The sequence below is a fragment of the Hymenobacter sp. genome, assembly GCF_035709525.1.
Taxonomy (GTDB): Bacteria; Bacteroidota; Bacteroidia; order Cytophagales; family Hymenobacteraceae; genus Hymenobacter.
In genome coordinates this window covers 1-21,523 of the sequence record NZ_DASTEP010000192.1, presented here as the reverse complement: position 1 = coordinate 21,523, position 21,523 = coordinate 1, and the positions used below count along the sequence as shown (strand labels likewise).

Sequence of the window (21,523 nt, the reverse complement as noted above, 5' to 3'; positions counted from 1 at the left end):
TTGGCGGGGCCGCGCTACTCGGCTTTCGTCAGGGGCGACTCTACTACGTGCTCCGACACAAACCACACTTGTAGCTCGTTGGTACGCATCACGTTGCTTACTACCAGGTCGTTGGTACCATCGTCGCCGAGGTCGTCGGCTTTCTTGGCGTACTCATGGCAGTTTTTGAGGATAATCTGGTGGGCTTCCAGCAGGCGCGATACCTGAATAGGGGCTTCCTCACGGTCGCGCGGGGGGCGCGGAATGCTGGTGATTTCGGCCACGTCGAAGGCCATGGCCACGGCCACGCCACCCAGAATCTGGATGCGCTCGGCAATGGTGTCTACTAGCTCGGCCTGCTCCTCATAGTGCTTGTCGAACAGCAGGTGCAGCTGGTAGAAGGTGGGGCCTACTACCTGCCAGTGGTGCTTCTTGTAAAGGTCGCGCAGGCTGATGGTGTCGGCCAGCAGCTGGTTTAGCATCTGCACGCTTTCGAGGCGCACGTTGTCGTCGAGGCCGATGGGCAGGCGCTGGCTCACGGTGCCAAAGCGCTGCGTGGGCGAAGGTGCCCGCAGCTGCTGGTCGAGCAGCGGCTGCACGTTCACGGCCGGGTTGGACTGGGGCTGGCCGGCACCTTTGGTGGGGGTCAGTCCTTTCGAGTCTTCTTTCTTGGGTTTGGGCGAGGCTTGCGTAGCCATAAGAACAGGTTTTTTTGAGAAACTAGAAACGAGCTAGGTGCCGCCCGCAAACGCGCCAGGAGGCGCGGCGGGCCGGCTGAGTGCTGTACGAAAGGCCCGCCGCGGAGTTGAGAATTTCGGCGTATTTTCCTGGATTTTTCGTATAGCAGCGCGCTACCCCTGCCGGGCACTTGCCGGCGCGGGTAGCCTACATTAATCCTTCATTTTCGCCTTACTACGCAATGGCCTTTCCTTTTTTTGGTGATTCTAAATCGACGGTGGCCCAGCTGCTGGCTACGCTGCCCCAGCAGGGCCGGCTCGAATGGATAGGCCTGCGCACGGCCCGCCGCACCGAGCCGCTGGCCGTGCCCGAGGCCGAGGTGCTCACCGACCAGCGCCTGGCCGGCGACCACGCCAGCGTGAAGCCCGGCGGCAAGCGCCAGGTCACGCTTATTCAGCACGAGCACCTGGCGGCGGTAGCTGGCTACCTGGGTTTGCCCGGGCCGGTAGCGCCCGGCCGCCTGCGCCGCAACCTGGTAGTGAGCGGCCTCAACCTGCTGGCGCTGAAGGGCCGCCAGGTGCAGATTGGCGACGAAGTGCTGCTCGACATCACGGGCGAGTGCCACCCCTGCTCGCGCATGGAGGAAGAATTGGGCCCCGGCGGCTACAACGCCATGCGCGGGCACGGCGGCCTCACGGCGCACATTGCGCGGGGCGGCACCATCCGGGTGGGCGATGCGGTGCGGATAGTAGCGCCGGAACTGGCCGGGCCAGCCGCCTGATGGCGAATTCATTAGCGATGTGGGCCGGGGCCTTGGGCAAGCCCCTAAGCCAAAAACCGCTATATTTCAGTCGTCTTTTTTCTTTCCCCCTCACCTTCCCCGCTTTATGCTTTCATCTTTACTTGCTGGCGCCAGTGCCCGGCCGGCCCGCCGGTGCGGCCTGCTAACGCTGCTCCTGGCCGGCGCGGCCGCCGCGGCCAGCGCCCAAACGACCATCTACGGCTTGGGCATAGCTACTTACGATGTCGTAAACCCGTTTACGGGGGTGCAGCTGTACCCGGCGGGCACGCCGCTGCTCATCCCGATTTCGCCCACCACCGGCGCGCCCACCGACCCCACCACGGGCACGGCCTATGGTATTAGCTACGTGCCGTCTAACATCACCGGCATCACGGCCGGGCAAGTGCTGGTGGGCATCGACTACCGGCCCAACAATGGCCAACTGTATGGGCTGGGCTACAACGCGGCCACCGGCGCCACCCAGCTCTACACCCTGGCACCGGGCGCCAGCGGCACGGCCACGGTGGCCACGCCCGTAAACACTACCCCCCTCACCCTGAACCTGGGCAACGCGAACACGGGCCCCAGCAGCAAGCGCATCGGCTTCGACTTCAACCCGGCGGCCGACCGCATCCGGGTGGTGAGCACCAACGGCCGCAACTACCGCCTGAACCCCAACACCGGCGGCCTGGCCGCCCAGGATACCAACCTGGCTTACAGCGCCGCCGTGGGCACGCCCGTGGCCACGCCCGTGGCGATAACGACCGGCACGCCGGTGCCTACCATCCCGGCCGCGCCGGGCGTGGGCTCGGTGGCCTACATCAATGCTACGCTGGGGGCGGGCAGCACCACGCTCTACGACTACGATGAGCTGAGCGGGGGCATTATTTCGATACAAAGCCCACCCGATGCCGGCACGCTCACCGCGCCCACCCGCAGCACGTTCTACATCACGGGGTCGGGCCAGCCGGGGCCGTATGCGCTGGCCGAGAATGACATAGCCATTGACATGGACGTGTATTACGACCGCAGCACGCGGCAAAACGTGGCCTATTTGGTGGAAGTGACCGACGACCGGCCCAGCGGCTACAACGCCAGCAACCTCTACAGCCTCGACCTGGCCACGGGCCAGGCCAGCCGCATCGGCAACATTATTCCGAGCCAGGCTAACCCGCTAAACCCCAGCGCGCCGCTGGTACCCATCGACGTGTACGACATCGCGGCGGCCATCACGGCCCCGCTCATCTGGTCGGGCTTCGTGAGCGACGAGTGGACCAATGCCGCCAACTGGGTGCCCCAGCGGGTGCCCACCAGCGCCGACGACGTGTTTATTCCGGGCACCTACACGCCGGGGGCCACGCTGCTGGCGGCCACGTTTCCGGGCACCACGCCCACGCCCAACCAGCCTACCGTGCGCGTAGCCGGCCAGGCGGCCAACTCGGTGGCGTTGAACACGGGCGCTACCCTTACGCTCGTGTCGGGCGGGGTGCTGAACGTGAGTGGCGACTTCAGCAACACCGGCGGCACGGTGGCGGGCGGCGGCACCGGGCTGGTGGCGCTGGTGGGCAGCCGGGTGCAGTCGGTGGGCGGCAGCGCGCTCTCCACCTTCCCCAACCTCTCGGTGGGCACGGCCACGGCCACTACTACGGGGCCGGTAGCGATTCAATCGACGGGCGGGCTCACGCTCAATGGCAACCTGGCCATCGGCAGCGGCCAGCCGTTTACCCTGAGCTCGAACGCCAGCGGCACGGCCTACGTGGTGAACAACGGCAGCGCGGAGGCCACCGGCACGGCCACGGTGCAGCGCTACATCACGCCCACCCTCAATGCTGGCCCCGGCTACCGCCACTACAGCCCGCCGGTGAGCGGCAGCACGGTGGCCGACTTCACGACCAGCGGCTTTGCGCCGACCGTGAACCCGGCGTATAACACTGACGCGACCCCGCCGCTCGTGACGCCGTTTCCGACGGTGTATTTCTACAACCAGAGCCGCCTGGGTCTTAGCAATTCGTCGCCCGAGTTTGACAAGGGCTTTGCGTCGCCTGCAGCACTTTCCGACCCGCTAATCCCCACCTCGGGCTACACCGTGAATATTCCCGGCACCGAGCTGGTTGATTTCGTAGGCACGCTTAACAATGGCAGCATCAGCCGCGTGAACCTCATGCGCGGCGCGCAGGCCACGGCCGGCTACCAGCTGCTGGGCAACCCCTACCCCGGCGCTATCAACTACGACGTGGTGCGAACCAATTCTTCGGGCCTCGAAAGCGCGCTGTACGTGTTTAAGAGCAGCGGCCAGTATACCGGCACCTATACCAGCTACGTCAATGGCGCGTCGGCCAACACCGGCACCAACGTGCTGCCGGTGGCCCAGGGCTTCTTCGTGCGGGTAGCCTCGGGCCAGACGGGCACCGTCAACTTCACCAACGCCGCCCGCCTCAACGCGCCCGACAACACGCTGTTTCAGCGCACGGCCGCCGACCCGCGCCCCCACCTGGCCCTCACGCTGCGCAATGCCACCGTGGCCAACCAAACGTATATCTATTTCGAGCAGGGCGCTACGGCGGGCTTCGATGCTGATTTTGATGCCCACTACCTGCCCGCCACCCACGGCCTCGACCTAGCCGCCGACCTTGGCAGCGCGGCGCTGTCCATCAGCGGCTTGCCGTCGCTCACTGGCCCCACTACCACCGTGCCGCTGCACCTGCACGCCGCCGTGGCCGGCCCCTACACCCTGGCCGTGGATGAGCTGGCCAACCTGCCCGCCGGCTACCACGCCTACCTGCGCGATGCCCTCACCGGCACCTACACCGACCTGGCCACCACGCCTACTATCAGCCTGACGCTGGCCCCGGCCGACGCGGCCACCGGCCGCTACGCCATCGTGTTTGGCACGGCCGCGCCGCTGGCCGCCGCGCCGGCCGCCACCGCGCAGTTGGTGAGCCTCTACCCCAACCCGGCCCACGGCACGGTGCAGCTGCTGCTGCCGCAGGCGCTGCGCACCGGCGCGGCCACGGCGGTAACGGTGGTCGACAACCTGGGCCGCGTGGTAGTGCGCCGCACCCTGGGCAGCACGGCCCCTACCCTCGACCTGCCGCTCGATAACCTGCGCGCCGGCGTGTATTCGGTGCAGGCCGAAACCAACGCCGGCGTGGTAGCCAAGCGCCTGGTAGTGGAATAACCACCTGGTTTACTGCCAATAAAAAAGGCCCGCTACCAGTGGTAGCGGGCCTTTTGCATGTGTGACCTATGGCAAAAAAAAGCGGGGCAAGACCCCGCTCATTTCCGAATGAAAACACGACTCCAAAGAGCCTGCCCTACCTACGGGGCTGGTAGCACGGTCGGATTTCAAGGCAGTAAGAAATAATCACGCGCCGTCCATCCGCACGATTTTGGGCGTGAACGAACCCAGCACGTCCACCAGCTCGCGCTGGCTGGCCATCACGGCGTGGATGTCTTTGTAGGCCATCGGCGCTTCGTCGAGCCCGCCGCCGATGAGCTCCACACCGTAGTCGGCGAGGTGGCGGCGCACTTCGGCTTCGCCGAGCTCGGCCTTGGCGCGGGTGCGCGAGAGCAGCCGCCCGGCCCCGTGCGAGGCGGAGGCCAGCGACGCGGCCGCTCCCTTGCCGCGCACAATAAAACCGGGGGCCGTCATCGAGCCGGGGATGATGCCGAGCACGCCCGCGCCGGCCGGCGTGGCGCCCTTGCGGTGCGTGATGACTTCGCGGCCATCGGCCAGCGTTTCCCGCCAGGCGAAGTTGTGGTGGTTTTCGATTTTCGCCAGGGGCTTCTCCCCTAGCGCTTTGGCCAGGCGGCGATGAATTTGCTCGTGGCAGGCGGCGGCGTAATCGCCGGCCAGGGTCATGGCGGCCCAGTACTCCTGGCCGGCCTCGGTGTCGAGGCCTAGCCAAGCGAGATACTGGGCTTCGGCGGGCAGCTTGCACACGTCGCGGGCCAGGCCGGTGTAGTGGTTGGCCACGCTGGCGCCCAGGCCGCGAGAGCCCGAGTGCGACAGCACGCCCACGTACTGGCCCAGCGGCAGCCCTAGCTCATTGGCCGGGTCGGTGATTTCAACCAGGCCAAACTCCACGAAGTGGTTGCCCGAGCCCGAGGTGCCGAGCTGCTCCACGGCCGTGGCGTGCTTGTTTTTCAGGAACGGTACGGCCTGGAATTCGTCGCGCTCCAGCACGTCGTGGCCCAGGCGCTGGCCGCGCTCCCAGCCGCGCCCGCCGCCAAAGCGGGTGTGGGCGAGCAGCAAATTGCGCAGCTCCTGGGTGCGCTGGCCCAGGTACTTGGCCGGCAGGTCGAACACCGACAGCGCCATGCGGCAGCCGATATCCACGCCCACGGCGTAGGGAATCACCGCGTTATCCGTCGCCAGCACGCCGCCGATGGGCAGGCCGTAGCCGTGGTGGGCGTCGGGCATGAGGGCACCGGCCACCGTCACGGGCAGCTTCATGGCCACCTCCATCTGGTGGATGGCCCCTTGCTCGATGTGCTCGGCCCCGAAGGTAGCGTATTCCTTGCGCGCCACTAAATCGACGTGCCGCGACGGGGCCGGCAGCAGCGCGGCGGCCGTGTGGCTCCAGGCCAGGTCGGTGAGGTAGTCGGTAGGGTTGGTCAGAATGGTTTTGAGCAGTGCTAGCTGCTCGGTTTGGGGCAGGCGCTTGTGTTCTTTGCGCTGCAATTGCGCCAGCGCCAGCCCGATAGCGTGGCCCTCGGGAAAGCCGAGCTGCCGCAAGTCATTGCCACGTAGTTGGGAGGCCATGTTTTTTTAGTGCTTAGAGATTGGTGCTTAGTGCTTAGAGGCTGGTGCTTAGTGCCTAGTGGTTGGTGCTTAGTGCCTAGTGCATGGTGCCTAGTGGCTGTTACCAAGCACTAAGCACCATGCACTAGGCACTATTAAAAAGCCGGAGCAACAAGCGGCCCGCGCAACGGGCCCTAGCGGGCCCGACGGGACAGGTCGGAGTAGCGCGGGCCTACGGCATCCGGCTGGCTTTAGCTTATTGATAAGATACTTTACGCCAAGGCGTAGTACTGGTCCCACACACGGTCGATGGCGGTGATGCCTTCCTGCGTGAGCCAGCTCAGCACCCAGCCGCATTCCTCGGCGGTGGGGGCTCGGTTGTGCTTGCCGCGCACCTGCACCAGCCGCCGCTCGGGCGAGAGCTGCAGCGTGAGCTTGCGGGCCCCGCCCAGCGTGAGCGAGTAGATGCCCGCTTGCCCGCGCTGGCAGCGCTGCCGGAACGACGCCACGCAATGTTGCATCTGCTGGCCTTCTTCCAGCAGCTCGGGGTAGCTCAGCAGCTGCCGGATGCGCACCCAGTCGCCCGCGCCGCCCACGAAGCCCGGCACCGGCAAGCCCGGCCAGGTAGCATCGAGCAGTTGGCTGAAGTGCGGATTGGCGCGCCCGCGGCCGAGGCTACGCTGCCAGCGGGCCGTGTGGGCCAGCAGCGAAGCCAGCGAGCGGCCCCGCACCGAAAAGCCGGGCTGCGGCGGCTCGGTAGCCGTGCCCTGGTAGCGGCGCAGGCGCACGTAGTCGCACACCAACCCAAACTGCCAGGCATCTACTTCGGTCTCAACACGAAACAGGTCGAGCACGGCCAGGTACAAATCATCATCGTCCCCGACGGGCAGGCGGCCCAGCGGCGAGGCCAGCACCACGCCCAGGTACTCGGAGGCCCCGCGCTCGGCCAGTTGGGCGTAGCGGTAGGCCTCATGGAAGGTGCAGCCAGCCGGAGCCTGCTGCATCAGGTGCGCCTGCCGCTTGCTGAGGCGCCCCGGCAGCCCCGCGAAGCTGCGCAGCGGCTGGCCGCTACCCAGGTGCACCAGCAGGGCACTCGGGCAGAGGCCGTTGCGCCCGTCGGGGGCCTGGCCCCAGCGGTGGCGCACCCAGGCCGGTACATCGCCAAAGCCGTCGAAGAGGTGGCGCACCAGGCTATCGAGCTGCCGGAAGGCATTCTTCGAGGGCGGCTGCCAGTCGGCCAGCTCGCGCCGGCGGCGGGGGTAGTGCAACCCCAGCTGCACGAGCGCCGGCGCCAGCTCGGGGCGCGCAAACAGCGCGGTTCGGCGCTGGGCCAGCTGGCGCAGCAAGTGTGCGATGCGCCCGTGCTCGTCGGCCGGGCGGCCGCTGAGGTGGCGGTGCAGCTCGGCCAGCACCGAATGCGGCTGGGTTAGGCGGCTAATTTCAACCTGGCCTTCGGCCGAAAACAGAAAATTTAGCTGGCGCGGCAGCGGCCATTTTTCCCAGGTGGGGCGCTGAGCCAGAGCCACGTCGGCGGCCTGGGCCACGCGCACGCGCCAGGGTAGCGGTTTGTGTCGGTTTGCCATGGGGGCAGGGCCGGCAGGGCCCAGAGGCGGCCGGCTTAAGGGGGTGAGAGGAGCGAGAAAAGCATCATCGGGGCGGTGGGAGCACCATCGTTTCGCATGATTCAGGGAGGGTTTTGGCCAGCTGGCAGCCAGCGTGATACAATGATTTTAAACCCAAAAAGGGGCAACAAGCGGGCAGCGACTTTAGGCGGTAATTCTGCTTTCAGCCGCTCAGCCGCCGGGCGGCAGGCGCGGGCAGGATTCGAACCTGCGGCAGCCCAGCGGGCCACGGAATGTAGAAGTAGCGCTGCCCTACGGCACCCAGTTTTAGCCGGGCAGGGTAAGCTTCAGATTGCCAGTACATTCCTAAAAAACCGGGCAACAAGCGCGGAACCTTTCAGTAAGGTGCGCTAAACACTGCGCCACCGCTGGCCAAGCCAGCGGGCGGGATTTGAACCCGCGACCGCCTCAATCGCGACGAAGTATGGCCCCGCTACGGCACCGGTTTTTAGTAGGCAAGCAAGTTTAAAATTCAACCCAGGCAACAAGCGGTCGGCGGCATTCCCAAGACCGGAGTCTCGGGACGGGAATCGAACCCAACCTGCCCGAAAGCAGGCTTCAACCAGACGAAGTAGCGCCTTCCTACGGCACTGGGTTTTGTAGTTTTTAGCTTGGGGCAACAAGCGCCTGGCCTTCCATATCCTGCTCTACCCCTGAGCTACGGCCGCTGCCGAAGCAGCGGCCAGCAGGATTCGAACCTGCGACCTGGGCATTAAGAGTGCGAAGTATGGCCGGGCTACGGCACCCAAACAAAAGCAAAAAACGAGGCGACAGGCGGCGAGCCACCCAAAGGAATCGCGCGTCTACCAATTCCGCCACCCAGGGCAAGCCCCGGAGTAGGATTCGAACCTACAGGAACAGATGTACGAAGTAAGGCTCGCCTACGGCACTCGTTTTCAAGTTGCTAGTCAGCTGAAAAGGTGGAAATTGTTTTCACGTCAGAAAGAAGTTTTTGGGTTGGCACCTCCACAAGCTGCCGGGGTAATAAGTCGCCTGCGACTGCTGCTCTACCGTTGAGCTACTCAGCCAGTTTCTACACGTAGCGGCCGAGATAAGAATCGAACTTATACCCCGAAGTAACGCCCGGCTACGACACCCGGCAGCGAGAAAGAAAGACAGGGCAACGGGCGGCCGGCGCAGTGTTTGCGTTTATCTGCCGGAGCCGATAGCGGGATTCGAACCCGCGAGCCGCGGCCATAGCCGCCGCCGAAAACTTTACCACGAAGTAGCGCCAACCTACGGCACCTGCGGAGGGAGAGGGCCTGGCCCCAGGTGTGGAACGGGCCGCCGGGGCATCGAGGCCCCGGCGGGTAGCCGTTCCGGCCAACGGCTGCCATTAAGGGGTCAGTCGTGTGCCTAAGCTGAACAGTATACGGACTGCGTGCATAAGGGTTATCAATTATGTTGCCAATTCTTTAAAATCCAGCTCGTTTTCAAAAGCGCGCAGCACGGCGTGCGGCGGCTTGGGGTCGAAAATGGCGAACGCAATGCACCGAAAGCGCCCCCGAATGGCGGGCTCGGCCAGCGCTTCGGCAAAGAGCCGGGCCACCTGCCCCGGGTCGTTGGCGAAGACGCCGCAGCCCCAGGCCCCGAGCACCAGCGCCTCCACGCCGTGGCGGGCGGCGGCAGCCAGTACCAGCCGCAGCCGCTGGCGCATGGTGGGCACCAGTTGGGGCAGCAAGTGGGGCGCGTTGCGGGCGAGCGCGCCGGCATTCACAGCCGGGGCCGTGATGATGTCGAGTAGCAGCGGCTGGGGCAGCCACTGGCCATCGTCGCGGCGCAGCACGGGCACGCCGGGCGAGTAGATGAGGTAGTCGCTGTAGAGCGCCGTGCTGGTAGGCAGGCTGTTATAGCTATACATCTCGGCAAACTGCGTAAGGCACGGGTACAGCCCCGACGACCGGGCCAGGCTTTCTTCCTGGGCCTGGCTGCCGCCCAAAAAGCCCCCGCCGGGGTGGCGGGCCGAGGCAAAATTGAGCACCCCTACCCGCTCAAACTCCGCCGCCAACTGCGCGGCGGCTTCGAGCGTGGTGGCGTGTTGCACCCGCACCTCGGCCAGCGGGCCGGCGGGCCACGTTAGCTCGCGCAGCAGGTCGGGTGCATCGGCGGGGCGGTAGAGGTAGCTGCCGGTCTGGGCGCCGCGCTGGGCTTCGGCGAAGTTTACGGGGCCGGTGGGACCGGGGTAGTGGCCGGCTTCCAGGGCGGCCAGGGTTTCGCGGGCCAGCTGCTGGCGGTAGTCGCGGTTCATATTTTTAGGTTTGATTCTGTTATGCTGAGCGCAGCGGAGTCGAAGCATCTCTACCTCAGCACTAATTTCTGACGCTTAGCAACGAAGCGGCAGGGATGCTTCGACTCCGCTACGCTGCGCTCAGCATGACGAACGTTCTTCTGTACGCTGCTTTCAGAGAGCAATTCCGGCCGGGGGTTTCGCTTGATTGCCCGGCCGGGCCGCGTGTTTTACAGCTCGATTTTCTGAATTTCGGTGAGAGCGTCGCCGCCGTTTTCGAGAGCCGCCAGCACGTCGAATACCTTGTCGGACCAGCCCGCGATGAGGGCCACGCCGTGCTCGGCGCGCACGGCGAGCGGGGTGGGGCCGTGGCCGGCAAGGTCGAAGAGGTACAGGCGGGCCTGCGGAGCCACGTTGGCGCGGTAGGCAGCCCATTCCTGGGCCAGGGTGCGGTCGTGGCCAGTGCTATCCCAGAGCTGGCAGTCGGTGAAAATCATAACCTTATCCACTACCTCGCGGCGCTGGCGCAGGTCCTGAATCACGAGGTGGCCGTTGGTAGAGTAGCCTACTTCACCTTCGCGGCGGTAGAACTCCTGCACGTTGCGCAGCACCTGGCCCTGGGGCAGGGCGATGCGCTTCCAGGTATCGCCGAACATACCCGTAACTACGTGCTGGCAACGGCTTTGCAGCAGCATCCCCAGCACCAGGCCCACGTCGTAGAGCAGCACTTTGCTGCGGGGCGAAATGGGTTTTTGCATCGAGCCCGACACGTCGCAGGCCACTACCACGCGGGTGGTGCCGTCGAAGCCGCGCACATTGGCCACGCTGGCCGCGATGGCCGCTTCGAGCGCCGCCAGCACCGGGGCCGCCGCGCCATGGTTCAGGGCCAGCACCTCGCGGTACGCGGCCAGAAAGCGGAAGGGCAGTTGCTTGGCGCGGGCCACTTGGCCGGGGTCGGCCAGGGTGGCGCAGGCGTGGGCTAGCACGGCGGCGGCCACGTTGGCTTCCAGCAAGTTGCGCAGGTTGCGCAGCAGGGCCATGTAGCCCAGGCGGCCGCTCGTCACGAGGGTTTCCCAGGTGCAAGCCACGGCGGCGGCGCGCTCGGCAGGCGAGGCGTAGGCTACCTGCCCGGCGGCCGACAGCTCGGTTTCCCAGGTGTAGGGCGTGGGCAGGGTGCCGGCTACCAGTTGGTCGAAAACGGCCTGCTGGGCTTCGTCGCGGGGCTTGGGGTGCACCAAGAACAGGGCATCGCGCAGGCGCACGGCCCCGTCGCGGTTGTATTTAGCCAGCTGATAGGCGTCTAACTTATTGAAAGCCAGGGCCAGGCCGTGCTGCATCTGCTTGGAAAGGCGGCCCAGGGTTTTGGGGCCGCTGCGGCCGTTGGCTTGGGCGTAGAAGGCCAAGAGCTCCGGGATTTCGTCGGCCCGCTGCACCACCCGCGCCACCAGGCGGCTCACCAGGTTGTCGCCCCGATGAATGCGCGCCAGCTCCACGGCCAGCACCAGCGGCACCGAGCGCAGGTAGAGCTGCTCGCGGGCATACACCGCCAGGCGGGCCACGAACTGCGGCTCATTCTGGGCTACCAGCTCGCGCAAGCGGGCCAGGCGGGTGTCAGCCGTTTCGTAGAACTGGTCGCTGAGGGCGGCCGTGGCGACGGCGGTGTACAGCTCCAGCGCCGGGGTAAGCACGTAGGCCGGCGCGCCTTCGTGGTTGCGAACGGGGGCAGGCGGCGCTTTGCGAAAGTTAAAATTGAAGCGCATAGGTGGGGAAGAGTAGAAATGAGAAATAGGCAAAAATTTAATTCCGCAGACAATTACTTTAGCATTGCAAAGGCAATACTTTCTCTTTCGAATAAAAACGCGTTTTTATTCGTTTAGTAATTACACAAAAAAGCCTGGCTTGCAGGGCCAGGCTTTTCAGTGCGCGCTACGTCCGGTAATTACCGGCGTTTACTTCGCAAATAAAAAGCATGGTTCGCCCGCTTGCCCCAACCGCTAACGGGCTGGCTCAGGAGCTGCGGCAACGGGTAGCTGGGGCGGATAAAAAGCATCGGGCAGAGAGGGAATAAGCGGCTGAAGAACCGGCTAAACACAAAAAAACCCGAGCTTAATGGCTCGGGCAGTGGCAGTACTAACCTAAGTTAGCGGCAGGCACATGTACCGAGCAGCGGCAGCCGTTCTGGCTGCGTCTTATCCGAAATCCGGCGGCTGAGTGTGAGGTGATACATGGCTGTGGTGGTTTAGTGTGACAAAGGTAGGCGAACAGTTTTTATATCTGCAAGTAATTTATAAATATTTTTAATTTATTTTTTTACAGCAAATAATTACAACAAGTCATTCAATAAACATTCCCTCTAATCGCTGACAGCAATTATGCGGTGCTATACTACTCTTAATAGCGAAAGGTTATTTCATTTCTCTTAACGATTACTTTTGCCGCAATGGCCGATTTTTCTCTACCTCTACGCCTTTCCTTACCCGAACGCCAGCCCGCCGCTGAGCCTGCCGGCACTCCGGCGCAGCAGGCTTTTCGCCAAACCATCCGGGCCGTGGAGGCGCTGCGCGAGCAACTACATACCTTACGCGCCGCGCAGGTAGCCACGCGCCAAGCCTATTGGCGGCAGGTGGGCCCGTTGGCGGCCGCTACCGTGGCCGCCCGCCGCGCCCTTTACGCGCCATTGGAAGAAGCCCTGCTTGGCGGCTACCTCAGCCGCGCCGAGGAGCAGCAGGTGACGGAATTGCTGCTACACAATGCCCAAAGCCTGCAAGAACGGTTTGGAGAAGACGAATCGGCCGTGCTGACGCGCTACGCGCCGGCCCCTACCCCACCCAAGCCCACTGCTGTCGGCCAGCCAGCGGCCCCCAGGCTACCGCACCACGAGCAAGCCGCCGCCTGCGCCCGCGAGCGCCGCCAGCGGCGGGCGCAGGCCGCCCGCGAAGCAAAAGCCCAACAGGCTGATACGGCGGGACAGGCGCTGCTCCAGAATACCAAAGCCGCCTACCGCCAGTTGGCCCGGTTGCACCACCCCGACCGCGCCGCGCTGGCTGATGCCGCTACCCAACAAGCTCAAACTGAGCTGATGCAGCGCATCACGGTGGCTTACGCGGCTGGCGACCTAGCAGCCCTACTTGCCCTGCTGGCCGAAGCCCCTGCCGGCGAGGCACCTACCCCCGAGGCCGACGATTTATTGCGGCGCTATACGCAGGCGCTGGCCCAGCAACAGGCGCAGCTAAGTCAGCAGCTCACCACCGCTCAGCGGCCCGTAGCCGATGCGCCCTGGAGCGGCACCGAAAAGCAGCAGCGCACCCGCTTGCGCGAAATCAAGCGCAGCCTGCGGGCTGAAACGGACTATTTGGGCTACCTTCTGCGGCAGTTGCACGAGCCGGTTTTGCTTAAAGACTTGCTGCGCGAGCTAAGCAGCCGTGGGCAAAACAGCCTCTAAAATAGACTTCCGCAAACTACTATTTGAATTTTTTATACCTTTTTGTGCGAAAAAAATCAAGTAAGCAGTTCTTCTTCAGCAGGTTGCTGAAAATAAGATAGCCCCGGTGAAGCCCTCCCAATGTTTATTGGGAAAGCTTCACCGGGGCTATTTATGCGAACTACCGATGCGTATAAGCTACTGAGTTCGTGCTACTATTTTGCCTACAAGCCCAGCGAGTCTACGGCGTCCTGCACGGCTTTGGCGCGGAAGGCGGGCGCGGTACCAGGGGCGTGCAGCAGCCGCAGCAGGCTTAGGTACTTGCGGCGGCCTTCGGCCAGCATGTCGGCGGGCACTTCGAGGGGGAAGACGCCGAAGGGCTCGACTTTTTGCACGCCCACCAGCAGAAAGCGCTCGGCGTGCAGGGCATCGGTATAAAAGGCCGCCTGCCGGTCGTAGTCGTAGGCCGAGCACTGCCAGCGGAAGTGCTCGGCGTCGCGGGCCATCGTGGTTTTAAAATCGACTACCGTGTAGGGCTGGCCGGGCTGGTCGAGGACAAGGTCGGCGCGCAGCTTGCACATGGTATTGGTGGTGGGCTCGGTGAAAAGGGCACTGCGTTCGGTGAGGCCGTGTTCGAGCAGGCGGTTGAGCTCGGCATTGAGCTTCACGCCCTCAACCAGCCACCAGATTAGCGTATCGTTGAGGCCCGGCTGGCCGGGCAGGTAGTCATCGGGCTCAAGCAAAGCGGTGTGAAACGCCGTGCCGAAGCTCAGCGCCCCCGAGCCCGAATCGGTGCGCGGGGGGCGGCCGTCGAGGGCATTGCGCAGGCGCGACAGGTCGGAATTGGCGATGGCGGGCAGGGCGCGGTAGTCGTCGTAAGACACGCGCAGCAAATCGGGGCGGTGGGCGGGAGCAGGTAGTAAATCGGACACGAGCAGATAACAAAAAACGGCGGCCGAAGGTACCATCACCGGCCTTTTTGGCCCGATTTATTTCAGCACTGCTTTCTTAACGAAAAAACGCCCCGGCAGACGTGCTGCCGGGGCGTTTTTACTTGCTTTTTAACCTATCACCCTGACCTAGCGGCCGTTGCTAATGAGGTAAAGCCGCAGCTGTAAGCGGTTGAGGGTGCGCCGGGGGCCGCCCAGTACCACGCGCTCGGGCGACGAGGGGGTGGTAGTAGCTAGCAGCATCCCGTTGTTGGGCACCGCGCCGCTCAGCACGTTCTGGCAGTACGCCAGCACCGACCACGTGTAGCCGGCCTGCGTGATGCCGTCGCGGCTGGTAACGGTGGGGTTGTAGGTAGCGTTCGTGAAGGCCGTGCCCTGGTGGTTGTTGCGGTCGGTAGTCGACACGGCCAGCGTGGTGGGCGGGGATAGCGCCAGCCGGTTGCTGAGCGTGGTAGCGGGGACTTCCGCCGTCATAGTCGCGTTGGTAATCACAAAGTTCTGCCCAAAGTTGCGCAGGTCGAGCAGGTACGGAATCTCAATCTTGGTTTGCAAGCCCAGCAAGCCGTGGAGGTACGTTTGCTGCCCGGTCAGCGCCGCGTTAACCTGTTGCAGTGAGGTCAGCGTCGACAGGGGACTACCCAGCTGCGGCGCTTCTACCTGGTAAAAGTGCCGGGCGCTGTTGATACCAAACGTGTGACTGATAGCCGTCGACACGTCGACCGGGTCGTGGTAGTAAAGCACCACGCCCGCCGTGGCCCCGTTGCCGCTTACGTTGAGGCGCACCAGAGCTGCCGCGTCGTTGGCACCCGGCTCCAGTGCTATACCGGGGTAGTACCGGTTCAGCTGCTCCTGCGTGGTCAGGCGGCCGGCTTTGCCGTCGGTCATCAGTCGGTCGCGGTAGGCATTGTCGAGGCGCAAGCGCAGCGTACCCAGCGTTTTGCGGGCGCGGCGCGGCGTGGGCGAACTATTGAGAGCGCTGCCCAGGCGGCTCGCCATTGGCGTGAGCTTGGGCGAGGCGAAGCCGAAGCTGGTAACTGGCAAAAAGGAGGTCAGCTCGCGCACGTTTACCAAGGTTTGCGTCTGAGTCGAATCGCCGTAGCGGTACGTGTCGGTGGGCAGCACCAGCACGGCCGAGTCGGCCACGAGCGTAGTAGCCGGCTGAAAGGCACCCCCCAAGTCGAGCGTAGTATAGCTGGTCGTTTTGATAGGTCCCAGAATCGGGTCCTGGTAGCGCCCCACCAGCAGGTAGTTCGACGTAGACGTCACCACCGAGTCGCGCAACACCGTGGAGGCCCGAATGGTAAGCGTATCAACCAGATACGCGCCGGTAGCCGTATCCACGCTCGGCAAACCCACCCCAATATTGGCGGCGGGGTTGGAAGAGCAGCCCGCCGCGCCCAGCAGCAGGCTCAGGCCCAGTAGCAGCCGGCCCCAGCCAGCGGCCAAGGGCCGGCTGAGTACTGAGTTATTCTTGGGCATCGTTTGGAGCGAAGCGGTAGAAGTCGTCGAGGCGGGTCGAGCCGTTCACGCCCAAGCCCAGGTAGCCGTAGCTGCCGATGCCGAAGCCCACGGCGTTGTTGCGCGCGGTGCCGGTAGCGCCCGTGCCAGTAGACCCGCTGATGGGGTTTTTCAGCGTCCAGGAGTCGTCGGCGGGGCTGTATTCGTAGCAGGTAGTGAGGGTGCTGCCGCCCACGGCCACGTAGCCTTTGTCATTCACCGTAAAGGCCACGGCCTGCGAGCGGGCCACGCCGCTGTAGTCGTAGGTTTCGGTCGAGTTGCTCACGCTACGCAAAAAGCGCTTGGCCGTCCACTTGGTGGCCGAGGCGTCGTAGGCGTACACATCGGTTACGTTGGCGCTGTTGTTGGAGCCGCCCACTACGTAAAACTGATTGGCTGCCACGAACGCCGAAGCGCCGGTGCGCTTGTCGCCGGGAAACGGCACAGGCAGCTGCGACCACGCGCCGTTGTTGAACTGGTAAAACACGTTGGTGTTGTTGCTGCCATCGAAGCCGCTGCCCACAATGCCCACGTTGTTGATGCTGCCGCCCACCGCGCCGTAGAGCGTTACGGGCAGCGAAGCCACCTGCGTCCAGCGGCCCACGGTGGTAGTCGTGGTAGTGCCCACGGTCGTGGTGGTGTTCTGGGTGGGGTCAAACTGCCACACGTCGCTCAGATAGGTGCCATTGCCGTTGTTGCCGCCGCCTACGTAGCCTTTGCCATTGGCCGTGAACGCCACGGCCCCGTAGCGCACACCCGCTGCCGTGGGCATCGAGGTTACCTGCGACCAGCCGCCCTTGGAGGGGTCGAAGGAGTAAAAATCGTTGAAAACGCCAGCGGTAGAGGCGGGATTGCGGCCGGTACCGGCGTAAGCGATGTTATTGATAACGAAGGCAACGGCTTCGGAGCGCGCGGAGCCCGAGTAGGTGCTGCTACGCGTCCAGTTGCCGTACACCGTGGTGGTTTCACTTTTTTTGCAGCTGCCCAGCCCGAGGCCGGTGATTACCAACGCCAGGGCCATGAAACGGCCTGCTCGCAACGAAATATTTTTCATGAAAAAAGTAGAAGGGTAACGCGCCTAAGAGTAGGCCGACCGCCCAAGTGGTTGCGTCGGCGCTGGTTAAAAAATATTGTTTGTCTTTCCCTAAAGCCCTGCAAGGTACGGCGGCTGGCGCTTTTGCCCCAATTTTCATCGCCCAACTCCGGTATTCTGTCGAGCGGATAGGTGGATGAGTGGAGGAGTGGGTAGTACTGTCATGCTGAGCGGAGCCGAAGCATCTCTGGCGCTTTGCCGAACGGTTGTGGTAAATGCGAGCGAGATGCTTCGCTGCACTCAGCATGACGTTTTCATCCACTCATCCAAAAATCCACTCAATCAAACCGAATGGCCACCATGGGCTTGATGCGGGCGATGAGGTAGGTGGGGATGAGCACGGCCAGGGCCGAGGCTACGAGCGTGGCCACGTTGAGCAGCACCATCATGGTGGGGTCCCAGGCAATGGGCACGCGGTCCATGTAGTAGTTTTCGGGGTCGAGCGGAATGAGCTTGAAATAGTATTGCAGCGCGCAGAAACCCAGCGCCACGCCGTTGCCAATGAGCAGGCCGCGCAGGGTGATAGACACGCCCCGAAAGAAAAACATTTCCCGTATCTGGTTGTCGCTGGCCCCGAGCGCCTTCAAAATGCCAATCATCTTGGTGCGCTCGAGTATCATGATGAAGATGGTGGCGACCATGTTGAAGGTAGCCACGAAAATAATCAGAATCAAGAAGATAATCACGTTGCGATTGAGCAGCTGGAGCCAATCGAAGAGCTGCGCGTACTGGTCGGTGACTTTGTCAATCCGCACCTCGTAGGGCAGTTCCTGGTTGAAGGCGTCGAAGGTGCGGTCGAGCTTTTTGAAGTCGCGCAGGCGCACTTCGAGGCCGCCCACCAGCGAGTCGGGCCAGGCATTGAGCTCCTGCACCTGGCGCAAATCGCCGAGCACGTACACCTCGTCAAACTCGTCGAGGCCAGTCTGGTAGATGCCCGACACCCGGAATTTGCGCACCCGCGGCGGCTGCTGAATGAAGTAAAACAGCGCCTCGCTCCCGACTTTGAGGCGCAGCTTGTCGGCCACCTTGCGGCTCACCACGATGTCGTTGCTGGCCGCCGTGTCGGAGTAGGCAATGAACTTGCCGGCCACCATGTTCTGGCGCATCGAGTTGGGGCCGTGGCTTTCGCTCACGCCTTTCAGCACCACGCCCAGTACCTCGTCGGTGGTTTTGATGATGGCCGTTTTGCGGGCAAAGGCCTGCACGGACGCTACCTGCGGGTAGGCCGCGAGGCGCTGGCGCAGGTCGGGCTCCGAGAGCGGGGCGACTTCGAGCGAGTTGGTATTGTCGTAGCGCGACAGCTGCACGTGCGACCCAAACGAGAAGATTTTGCCTTGAATCTGCTCGCGGAAGCCTTGCAGAATCGAAAACGACACGAGCATCACGGCGATGCCCAGCGCAATGCTGACGGTGGCAATGCGGGTAACGGAATGGGTGAACGAGCCGACGTCGGCCCCGTCCATTTTGCTTGATATGTAGCGGGCGATGTTCACGGGCGGGTGTAAAGCTACGGCCGACCCAGCTTTGGCGGCCCGCCTTGCTACGCAGGCGCGTAGTTTTGGGCTATGATAACGCGGATTTTAATTGGCGTAGTGGGCGTGGCCCTGGCGTGCAACCCCTCCCCCAACCCCTCCCCTCCGGGAGAGGGGAGCCTATCGTCCTTCAACGCAACCAATCGTCCGTCTCCCCTCTCCCGGAGGGGAGGGGCCGGGGGTGGGGTAACCGCGCCCGGGCTGCCCATAATGGGCGCGGCGCAACTGCCCGCCTACCTGCCGCTGCTGGCGGGCCAGCGCGTGGGGCTGGTCGTCAATCAGTCGTCGCTGGTGGGGCGCACGCACCTGGTCGATACCCTCAAAAGCCGGGGCGTGAACCTGACGGCCATTTTCGCGCCCGAGCACGGCTTTCGGGGTGAGGCGGCCGACGGGGCTACCATCGCCGACGGGCGCGACGCCCGCAGCGGCGTGTCCGTGCGCTCGGTGTACGGCAAGACGAAGAAGCCGACCCCCGAGATGCTGGCCGACGTAGACGTGCTGGTATTTGATATTCAAGACGTGGGCACGCGCTTCTACACCTTCATCAGCACGCTGCACTATGTGATGGAAGCCGCCGCCGAGCAGGGCAAAAAGGTAGTAGTGCTCGACCGCCCCAACCCCAACGGCGCGGTGGTCGATGGCCCGGTGCTCGATGCCAGGCACCGCTCGTTCGTGGGCTTGGACCCGCTGCCCATCTGCCACGGCCTCACGGTGGGCGAGCTGGCCCGTATGATTAATGGCGAAAAATGGCTGGCTGGCGGCCAGCCGTGCGCCCTCACCGTCATCGCGCTGAAGGGCGGCTACACCCACGCCACGCCCTACCGCCTGCCCGTGCGCCCCTCGCCCAACCTGCCCACCGCGCGGGCCGTGGCGCTCTACCCCAGTTTGTGCCTCTTCGAAGGCACCAACGTGAGCGTGGGGCGCGGCACCGACCGGCCCTTCGAGGTGGCGGGTGCGCCTACCCAGCCGGCCACGCGCCCCTACCAGTTCACGCCCCGCCCCAATGCCGGCTCCCCCACCCCGCCGCTCAATGGGCAGCTGTGCTACGGCCTCGACCTGCACCAGCCCGCCCCCGGCGAGCCGGCCCAGTTTTTCACGGTCAAGTACTTGCTTGATTTTTATCAGCGAAGCACCGACAAACCGCATTTCTTCACTAAGTACTTCGAGCAGCTGGCCGGCACCGACTCGCTGCGGACGCAGGTGGTGGCCGGGCGTAGCGAAAGCTACATCCGGGCTTCGTGGCAACCGGGGCTGACTAAGTTCAAAGCCCTGCGCAAGAAGTATTTGCTGTACTCTGAGCGGTAGAAATTCCGCCGCTTTCACCTAGAATCCGCCCGCACCCAGCTGCACTCACCTATTTTATGCTCCTTCCCCTTCGCCTCATTTTCATGGGCACGCCCGATTTTGCCGTGCCCACCCTCACTGCCCTACTCGCGCTGCCCGAGGCGCGGGTGGTGGCCGTCGTCACGGGCCCCGACCGCCCGGCCGGGCGCGGGCGGCAGCTGCAAGCCTCGGCCGTTAAGCAGGCCGCCCTGGCTCACGGCCTGCCGGTGCTGCAACCCACCAACCTCAAAGACCCGGCGTTTCAGGAAGAGCTCCGTAGCTACGCGGCCGACTTGCAGGTAGTGGTGGCCTTCCGGATGCTGCCCGAGGCCGTGTGGAACATGCCGCGCCTGGGCTCGGTCAACATCCACGGCTCGCTGCTGCCGCAGTACCGGGGGGCGGCCCCCATCAACTGGGCGCTCATGCACGGCGACCAAGAAACGGGCGTCACGAGCTTTTTTCTGCGCCACGAGATTGACACCGGCGACCTCATTTTGCAGTCGAAAATCGCCATCGCGCCCGACGATGACTTTGGCTCGCTCTACGACAAGCTGAAGGTGCTCGGGGCCGACCTCGCCGCCCGCACGGTGGCGGCCATCGCGGTGGGCCACGCGCCCAGCACGCCCCAGCCCAACACCCCCGACCTGCGCCCCGCCCCCAAGCTCGCCAAGGAAACCGGCCGGCTCGACTTCACCCGCCCCGCCCCGGAGCTCGTCAATCAAGTGCGCGGCCTCAGCCCCGCCCCCGCCGCTTACACCGCCCTGCCCGATGGCCGGGGCCTGAAAGTGCTGCGCGCGCAGGCCCTACTCGCCCCCGAAGCCGAAGCCCCCGCCCCCGGCACCTGGGCCACCGATGGCAAGCACTACCTGCGCGTGGCCACGCCCGGCGGCTGGCTCGATTTGCTCGACGTGCAGCTTGAAGGCAAAAAGCGCATGGGCGTGGCCGAGTTTCTGCGCGGCGTGAAGCTGCCGGGCGTGGCGCTGGCTGGCTAGCTAGCCAGCACTGCCGTCATGCTGAGCGCAGCGAAGCATCTCTATCGCTTCATCCAGACCGCTCAACGGTGCGGTAGAGGTGCTTCGCTGCGCTCAGCATGACCTAATACTAGTTACAAATACCCTCTTCTATATGCTCGCCCTCATCGTAGCCGTAGCCGACGGCAACAACGTAATCGGCCGCGCCGGCCAGCTGCCTTGGGGCCGCCTGCCGGCCGACCTGCGCCACTTCAAGCGCCTCAGCCTGGGCCACCCCGTGGTAATGGGCCGCAAAACCTACGACAGCATCGGCCGCCCCCTACCCGGCCGCCCCAACCTGGTCATCACGCGCCAGGCCGGCTGGGCGGCCGAAGGCACCGAAACCCTGCCCACGGTGGCCGCCGCCCTGGCCCGCGCCGCCGAGCTGGCCGGCCCCGAAGGCACGGTGTGCGTGATTGGCGGCGGCGAAATCTACCGCGAAACCCTGCCCGCTGCCGATGTCGTGTACCTCACCGAAGTACACGGCGCATTCGAGGGCGACGCCTATTTCCCGGCCCTGCCGCCCGCCGAGTGGCGCGAGGAAAACCGCGAGCGCCACGAAGCCGACGACCAAAACCCCTACCCCTACAGCTTCGTGACGCTGCGGCGGCGGTGAGGTTTGGGATGAGTGGATGAGTGGTTTTTGGATGAGTGGATGAAAAAGGC

15 protein-coding genes are annotated in these 21,523 nt (G+C 64.3%); 6 read left to right on the top strand and 9 right to left on the bottom strand.

The features are described from left to right. Window positions 1-14 precede the first annotated feature (14 nt). Complete coding sequence (locus VFO93_RS17105) at window positions 15-677, bottom strand: DNA starvation/stationary phase protection protein (protein ID WP_325135593.1); 663 nt, start codon at window positions 675-677, stop codon at window positions 15-17. 221 nt (window positions 678-898) lie between these two features. Here VFO93_RS17105 and VFO93_RS17100 point away from each other — a divergent pair, with 221 nt between their 5' ends. Beyond that, window positions 899-1,438: an MOSC domain-containing protein gene (locus VFO93_RS17100; protein WP_325135592.1), complete on the top strand. Its 540-nt coding sequence runs from the start codon at window positions 899-901 to the stop codon at window positions 1,436-1,438. A 106-nt stretch (window positions 1,439-1,544) separates the two neighbouring features. Beyond that, window positions 1,545-4,616, top strand: a complete 3,072-nt coding sequence (locus VFO93_RS17095) for a DUF4394 domain-containing protein (RefSeq protein WP_325135591.1) — start codon at window positions 1,545-1,547, stop codon at window positions 4,614-4,616. 186 nt (window positions 4,617-4,802) lie between these two features. Here the strand turns inward: VFO93_RS17095 and VFO93_RS17090 are convergent, their stop codons facing one another. The 4 genes from VFO93_RS17090 to VFO93_RS17075 all read right to left on the bottom strand — a co-directional run bounded on the left by VFO93_RS17090 (window position 4,803) and on the right by VFO93_RS17075 (window position 11,791). Then, window positions 4,803-6,203 carry an RtcB family protein gene (locus VFO93_RS17090; protein WP_325135590.1) on the bottom strand — a complete coding sequence of 467 codons (1,401 nt, stop codon included), beginning with the start codon at window positions 6,201-6,203 and terminating at the stop codon, window positions 4,803-4,805. 251 nt (window positions 6,204-6,454) lie between these two features. Next, window positions 6,455-7,765: a PcfJ domain-containing protein gene (locus VFO93_RS17085; RefSeq protein ID WP_325135589.1), complete on the bottom strand. Its 1,311-nt coding sequence runs from the start codon at window positions 7,763-7,765 to the stop codon at window positions 6,455-6,457. Window positions 7,766-9,203: 1,438 nt separating this feature from the next. Further along, window positions 9,204-10,052 (bottom strand): TIGR02452 family protein, encoded by an 849-nt coding sequence (locus VFO93_RS17080; protein WP_325135588.1) that lies wholly within the window; start codon window positions 10,050-10,052, stop codon window positions 9,204-9,206. Between the two features lie 209 nt (window positions 10,053-10,261). Next, complete coding sequence (locus VFO93_RS17075; RefSeq protein ID WP_325135587.1) at window positions 10,262-11,791, bottom strand: TROVE domain-containing protein; 1,530 nt, start codon at window positions 11,789-11,791, stop codon at window positions 10,262-10,264. Window positions 11,792-12,471: 680 nt separating this feature from the next. On the opposite strand from VFO93_RS17075, the gene VFO93_RS17070 reads away from it, so the two are divergent. After that, entirely contained in the window at window positions 12,472-13,473 is a 1,002-nt protein-coding gene (locus tag VFO93_RS17070; protein ID WP_325135586.1) for a J domain-containing protein, read from the top strand. A gap of 203 nt (window positions 13,474-13,676) precedes the next feature. Here VFO93_RS17070 and VFO93_RS17065 read toward each other — a convergent pair whose 3' ends face one another. The 4 genes from VFO93_RS17065 to VFO93_RS17050 form a co-directional block, all read right to left on the bottom strand. Continuing rightward, complete coding sequence (locus VFO93_RS17065; RefSeq protein WP_325135585.1) at window positions 13,677-14,384, bottom strand: PD-(D/E)XK nuclease-like domain-containing protein; 708 nt, start codon at window positions 14,382-14,384, stop codon at window positions 13,677-13,679. A 147-nt stretch (window positions 14,385-14,531) separates the two neighbouring features. Continuing rightward, window positions 14,532-15,881 carry a DUF4270 family protein gene (locus tag VFO93_RS17060; RefSeq protein WP_325135584.1) on the bottom strand — a complete coding sequence of 450 codons (1,350 nt, stop codon included), beginning with the start codon at window positions 15,879-15,881 and terminating at the stop codon, window positions 14,532-14,534. Continuing rightward, window positions 15,868-16,953 (bottom strand): Kelch repeat-containing protein, encoded by a 1,086-nt coding sequence (locus VFO93_RS17055; protein WP_325135583.1) that lies wholly within the window; start codon window positions 16,951-16,953, stop codon window positions 15,868-15,870. The genes VFO93_RS17060 and VFO93_RS17055 overlap by 14 nt, the downstream gene beginning before the upstream one ends. Before the next feature lie 317 nt (window positions 16,954-17,270). Continuing rightward, the gene (locus VFO93_RS17050; RefSeq protein ID WP_325135582.1) at window positions 17,271-18,485 is read right to left on the bottom strand and encodes an ABC transporter permease; all 1,215 of its coding nucleotides are present in this window, start codon (window positions 18,483-18,485) and stop codon (window positions 17,271-17,273) included. Window positions 18,486-18,734: 249 nt separating this feature from the next. On the opposite strand from VFO93_RS17050, the gene VFO93_RS17045 reads away from it, so the two are divergent. From VFO93_RS17045 to VFO93_RS17035, 3 genes are all read left to right on the top strand, one after another. After that, the gene (locus tag VFO93_RS17045) at window positions 18,735-19,829 is read left to right on the top strand and encodes a DUF1343 domain-containing protein (RefSeq protein ID WP_325135581.1); all 1,095 of its coding nucleotides are present in this window, start codon (window positions 18,735-18,737) and stop codon (window positions 19,827-19,829) included. Window positions 19,830-19,885: 56 nt separating this feature from the next. Then, window positions 19,886-20,839: a methionyl-tRNA formyltransferase gene (fmt, locus tag VFO93_RS17040; protein ID WP_325135580.1), complete on the top strand. Its 954-nt coding sequence runs from the start codon at window positions 19,886-19,888 to the stop codon at window positions 20,837-20,839. 133 nt (window positions 20,840-20,972) lie between these two features. Continuing rightward, a complete protein-coding gene (locus VFO93_RS17035; RefSeq protein ID WP_325135579.1) occupies window positions 20,973-21,473 on the top strand; it encodes a dihydrofolate reductase in 501 nt (166 codons plus the stop codon). Window positions 21,474-21,523 lie beyond the last annotated feature (50 nt).

What these genes read in the sequence shown, in the direction of transcription:
- VFO93_RS17105 (WP_325135593.1), bottom strand. Translation starts at nt 677, where the DNA reads ATGGCTACGCAAGCCTCGCCCAAACCCAAGAAAGAAGACTCGAAAGGA.
- VFO93_RS17100 (WP_325135592.1), top strand. Translation starts at nt 899, where the DNA reads ATGGCCTTTCCTTTTTTTGGTGATTCTAAATCGACGGTGGCCCAGCTG.
- VFO93_RS17095 (WP_325135591.1), top strand. Translation starts at nt 1,545, where the DNA reads ATGCTTTCATCTTTACTTGCTGGCGCCAGTGCCCGGCCGGCCCGCCGG.
- VFO93_RS17090 (WP_325135590.1), bottom strand. Translation starts at nt 6,203, where the DNA reads ATGGCCTCCCAACTACGTGGCAATGACTTGCGGCAGCTCGGCTTTCCC.
- VFO93_RS17085 (WP_325135589.1), bottom strand. Translation starts at nt 7,765, where the DNA reads ATGGCAAACCGACACAAACCGCTACCCTGGCGCGTGCGCGTGGCCCAG.
- VFO93_RS17080 (WP_325135588.1), bottom strand. Translation starts at nt 10,052, where the DNA reads ATGAACCGCGACTACCGCCAGCAGCTGGCCCGCGAAACCCTGGCCGCC.
- VFO93_RS17075 (WP_325135587.1), bottom strand. Translation starts at nt 11,791, where the DNA reads ATGCGCTTCAATTTTAACTTTCGCAAAGCGCCGCCTGCCCCCGTTCGC.
- VFO93_RS17070 (WP_325135586.1), top strand. Translation starts at nt 12,472, where the DNA reads ATGGCCGATTTTTCTCTACCTCTACGCCTTTCCTTACCCGAACGCCAG.
- VFO93_RS17060 (WP_325135584.1), bottom strand. Translation starts at nt 15,881, where the DNA reads ATGCCCAAGAATAACTCAGTACTCAGCCGGCCCTTGGCCGCTGGCTGG.
- VFO93_RS17055 (WP_325135583.1), bottom strand. Translation starts at nt 16,953, where the DNA reads ATGAAAAATATTTCGTTGCGAGCAGGCCGTTTCATGGCCCTGGCGTTG.
- VFO93_RS17045 (WP_325135581.1), top strand. Translation starts at nt 18,735, where the DNA reads ATGGGCGCGGCGCAACTGCCCGCCTACCTGCCGCTGCTGGCGGGCCAG.
- fmt (WP_325135580.1), top strand. Translation starts at nt 19,886, where the DNA reads ATGCTCCTTCCCCTTCGCCTCATTTTCATGGGCACGCCCGATTTTGCC.
- VFO93_RS17035 (WP_325135579.1), top strand. Translation starts at nt 20,973, where the DNA reads ATGCTCGCCCTCATCGTAGCCGTAGCCGACGGCAACAACGTAATCGGC.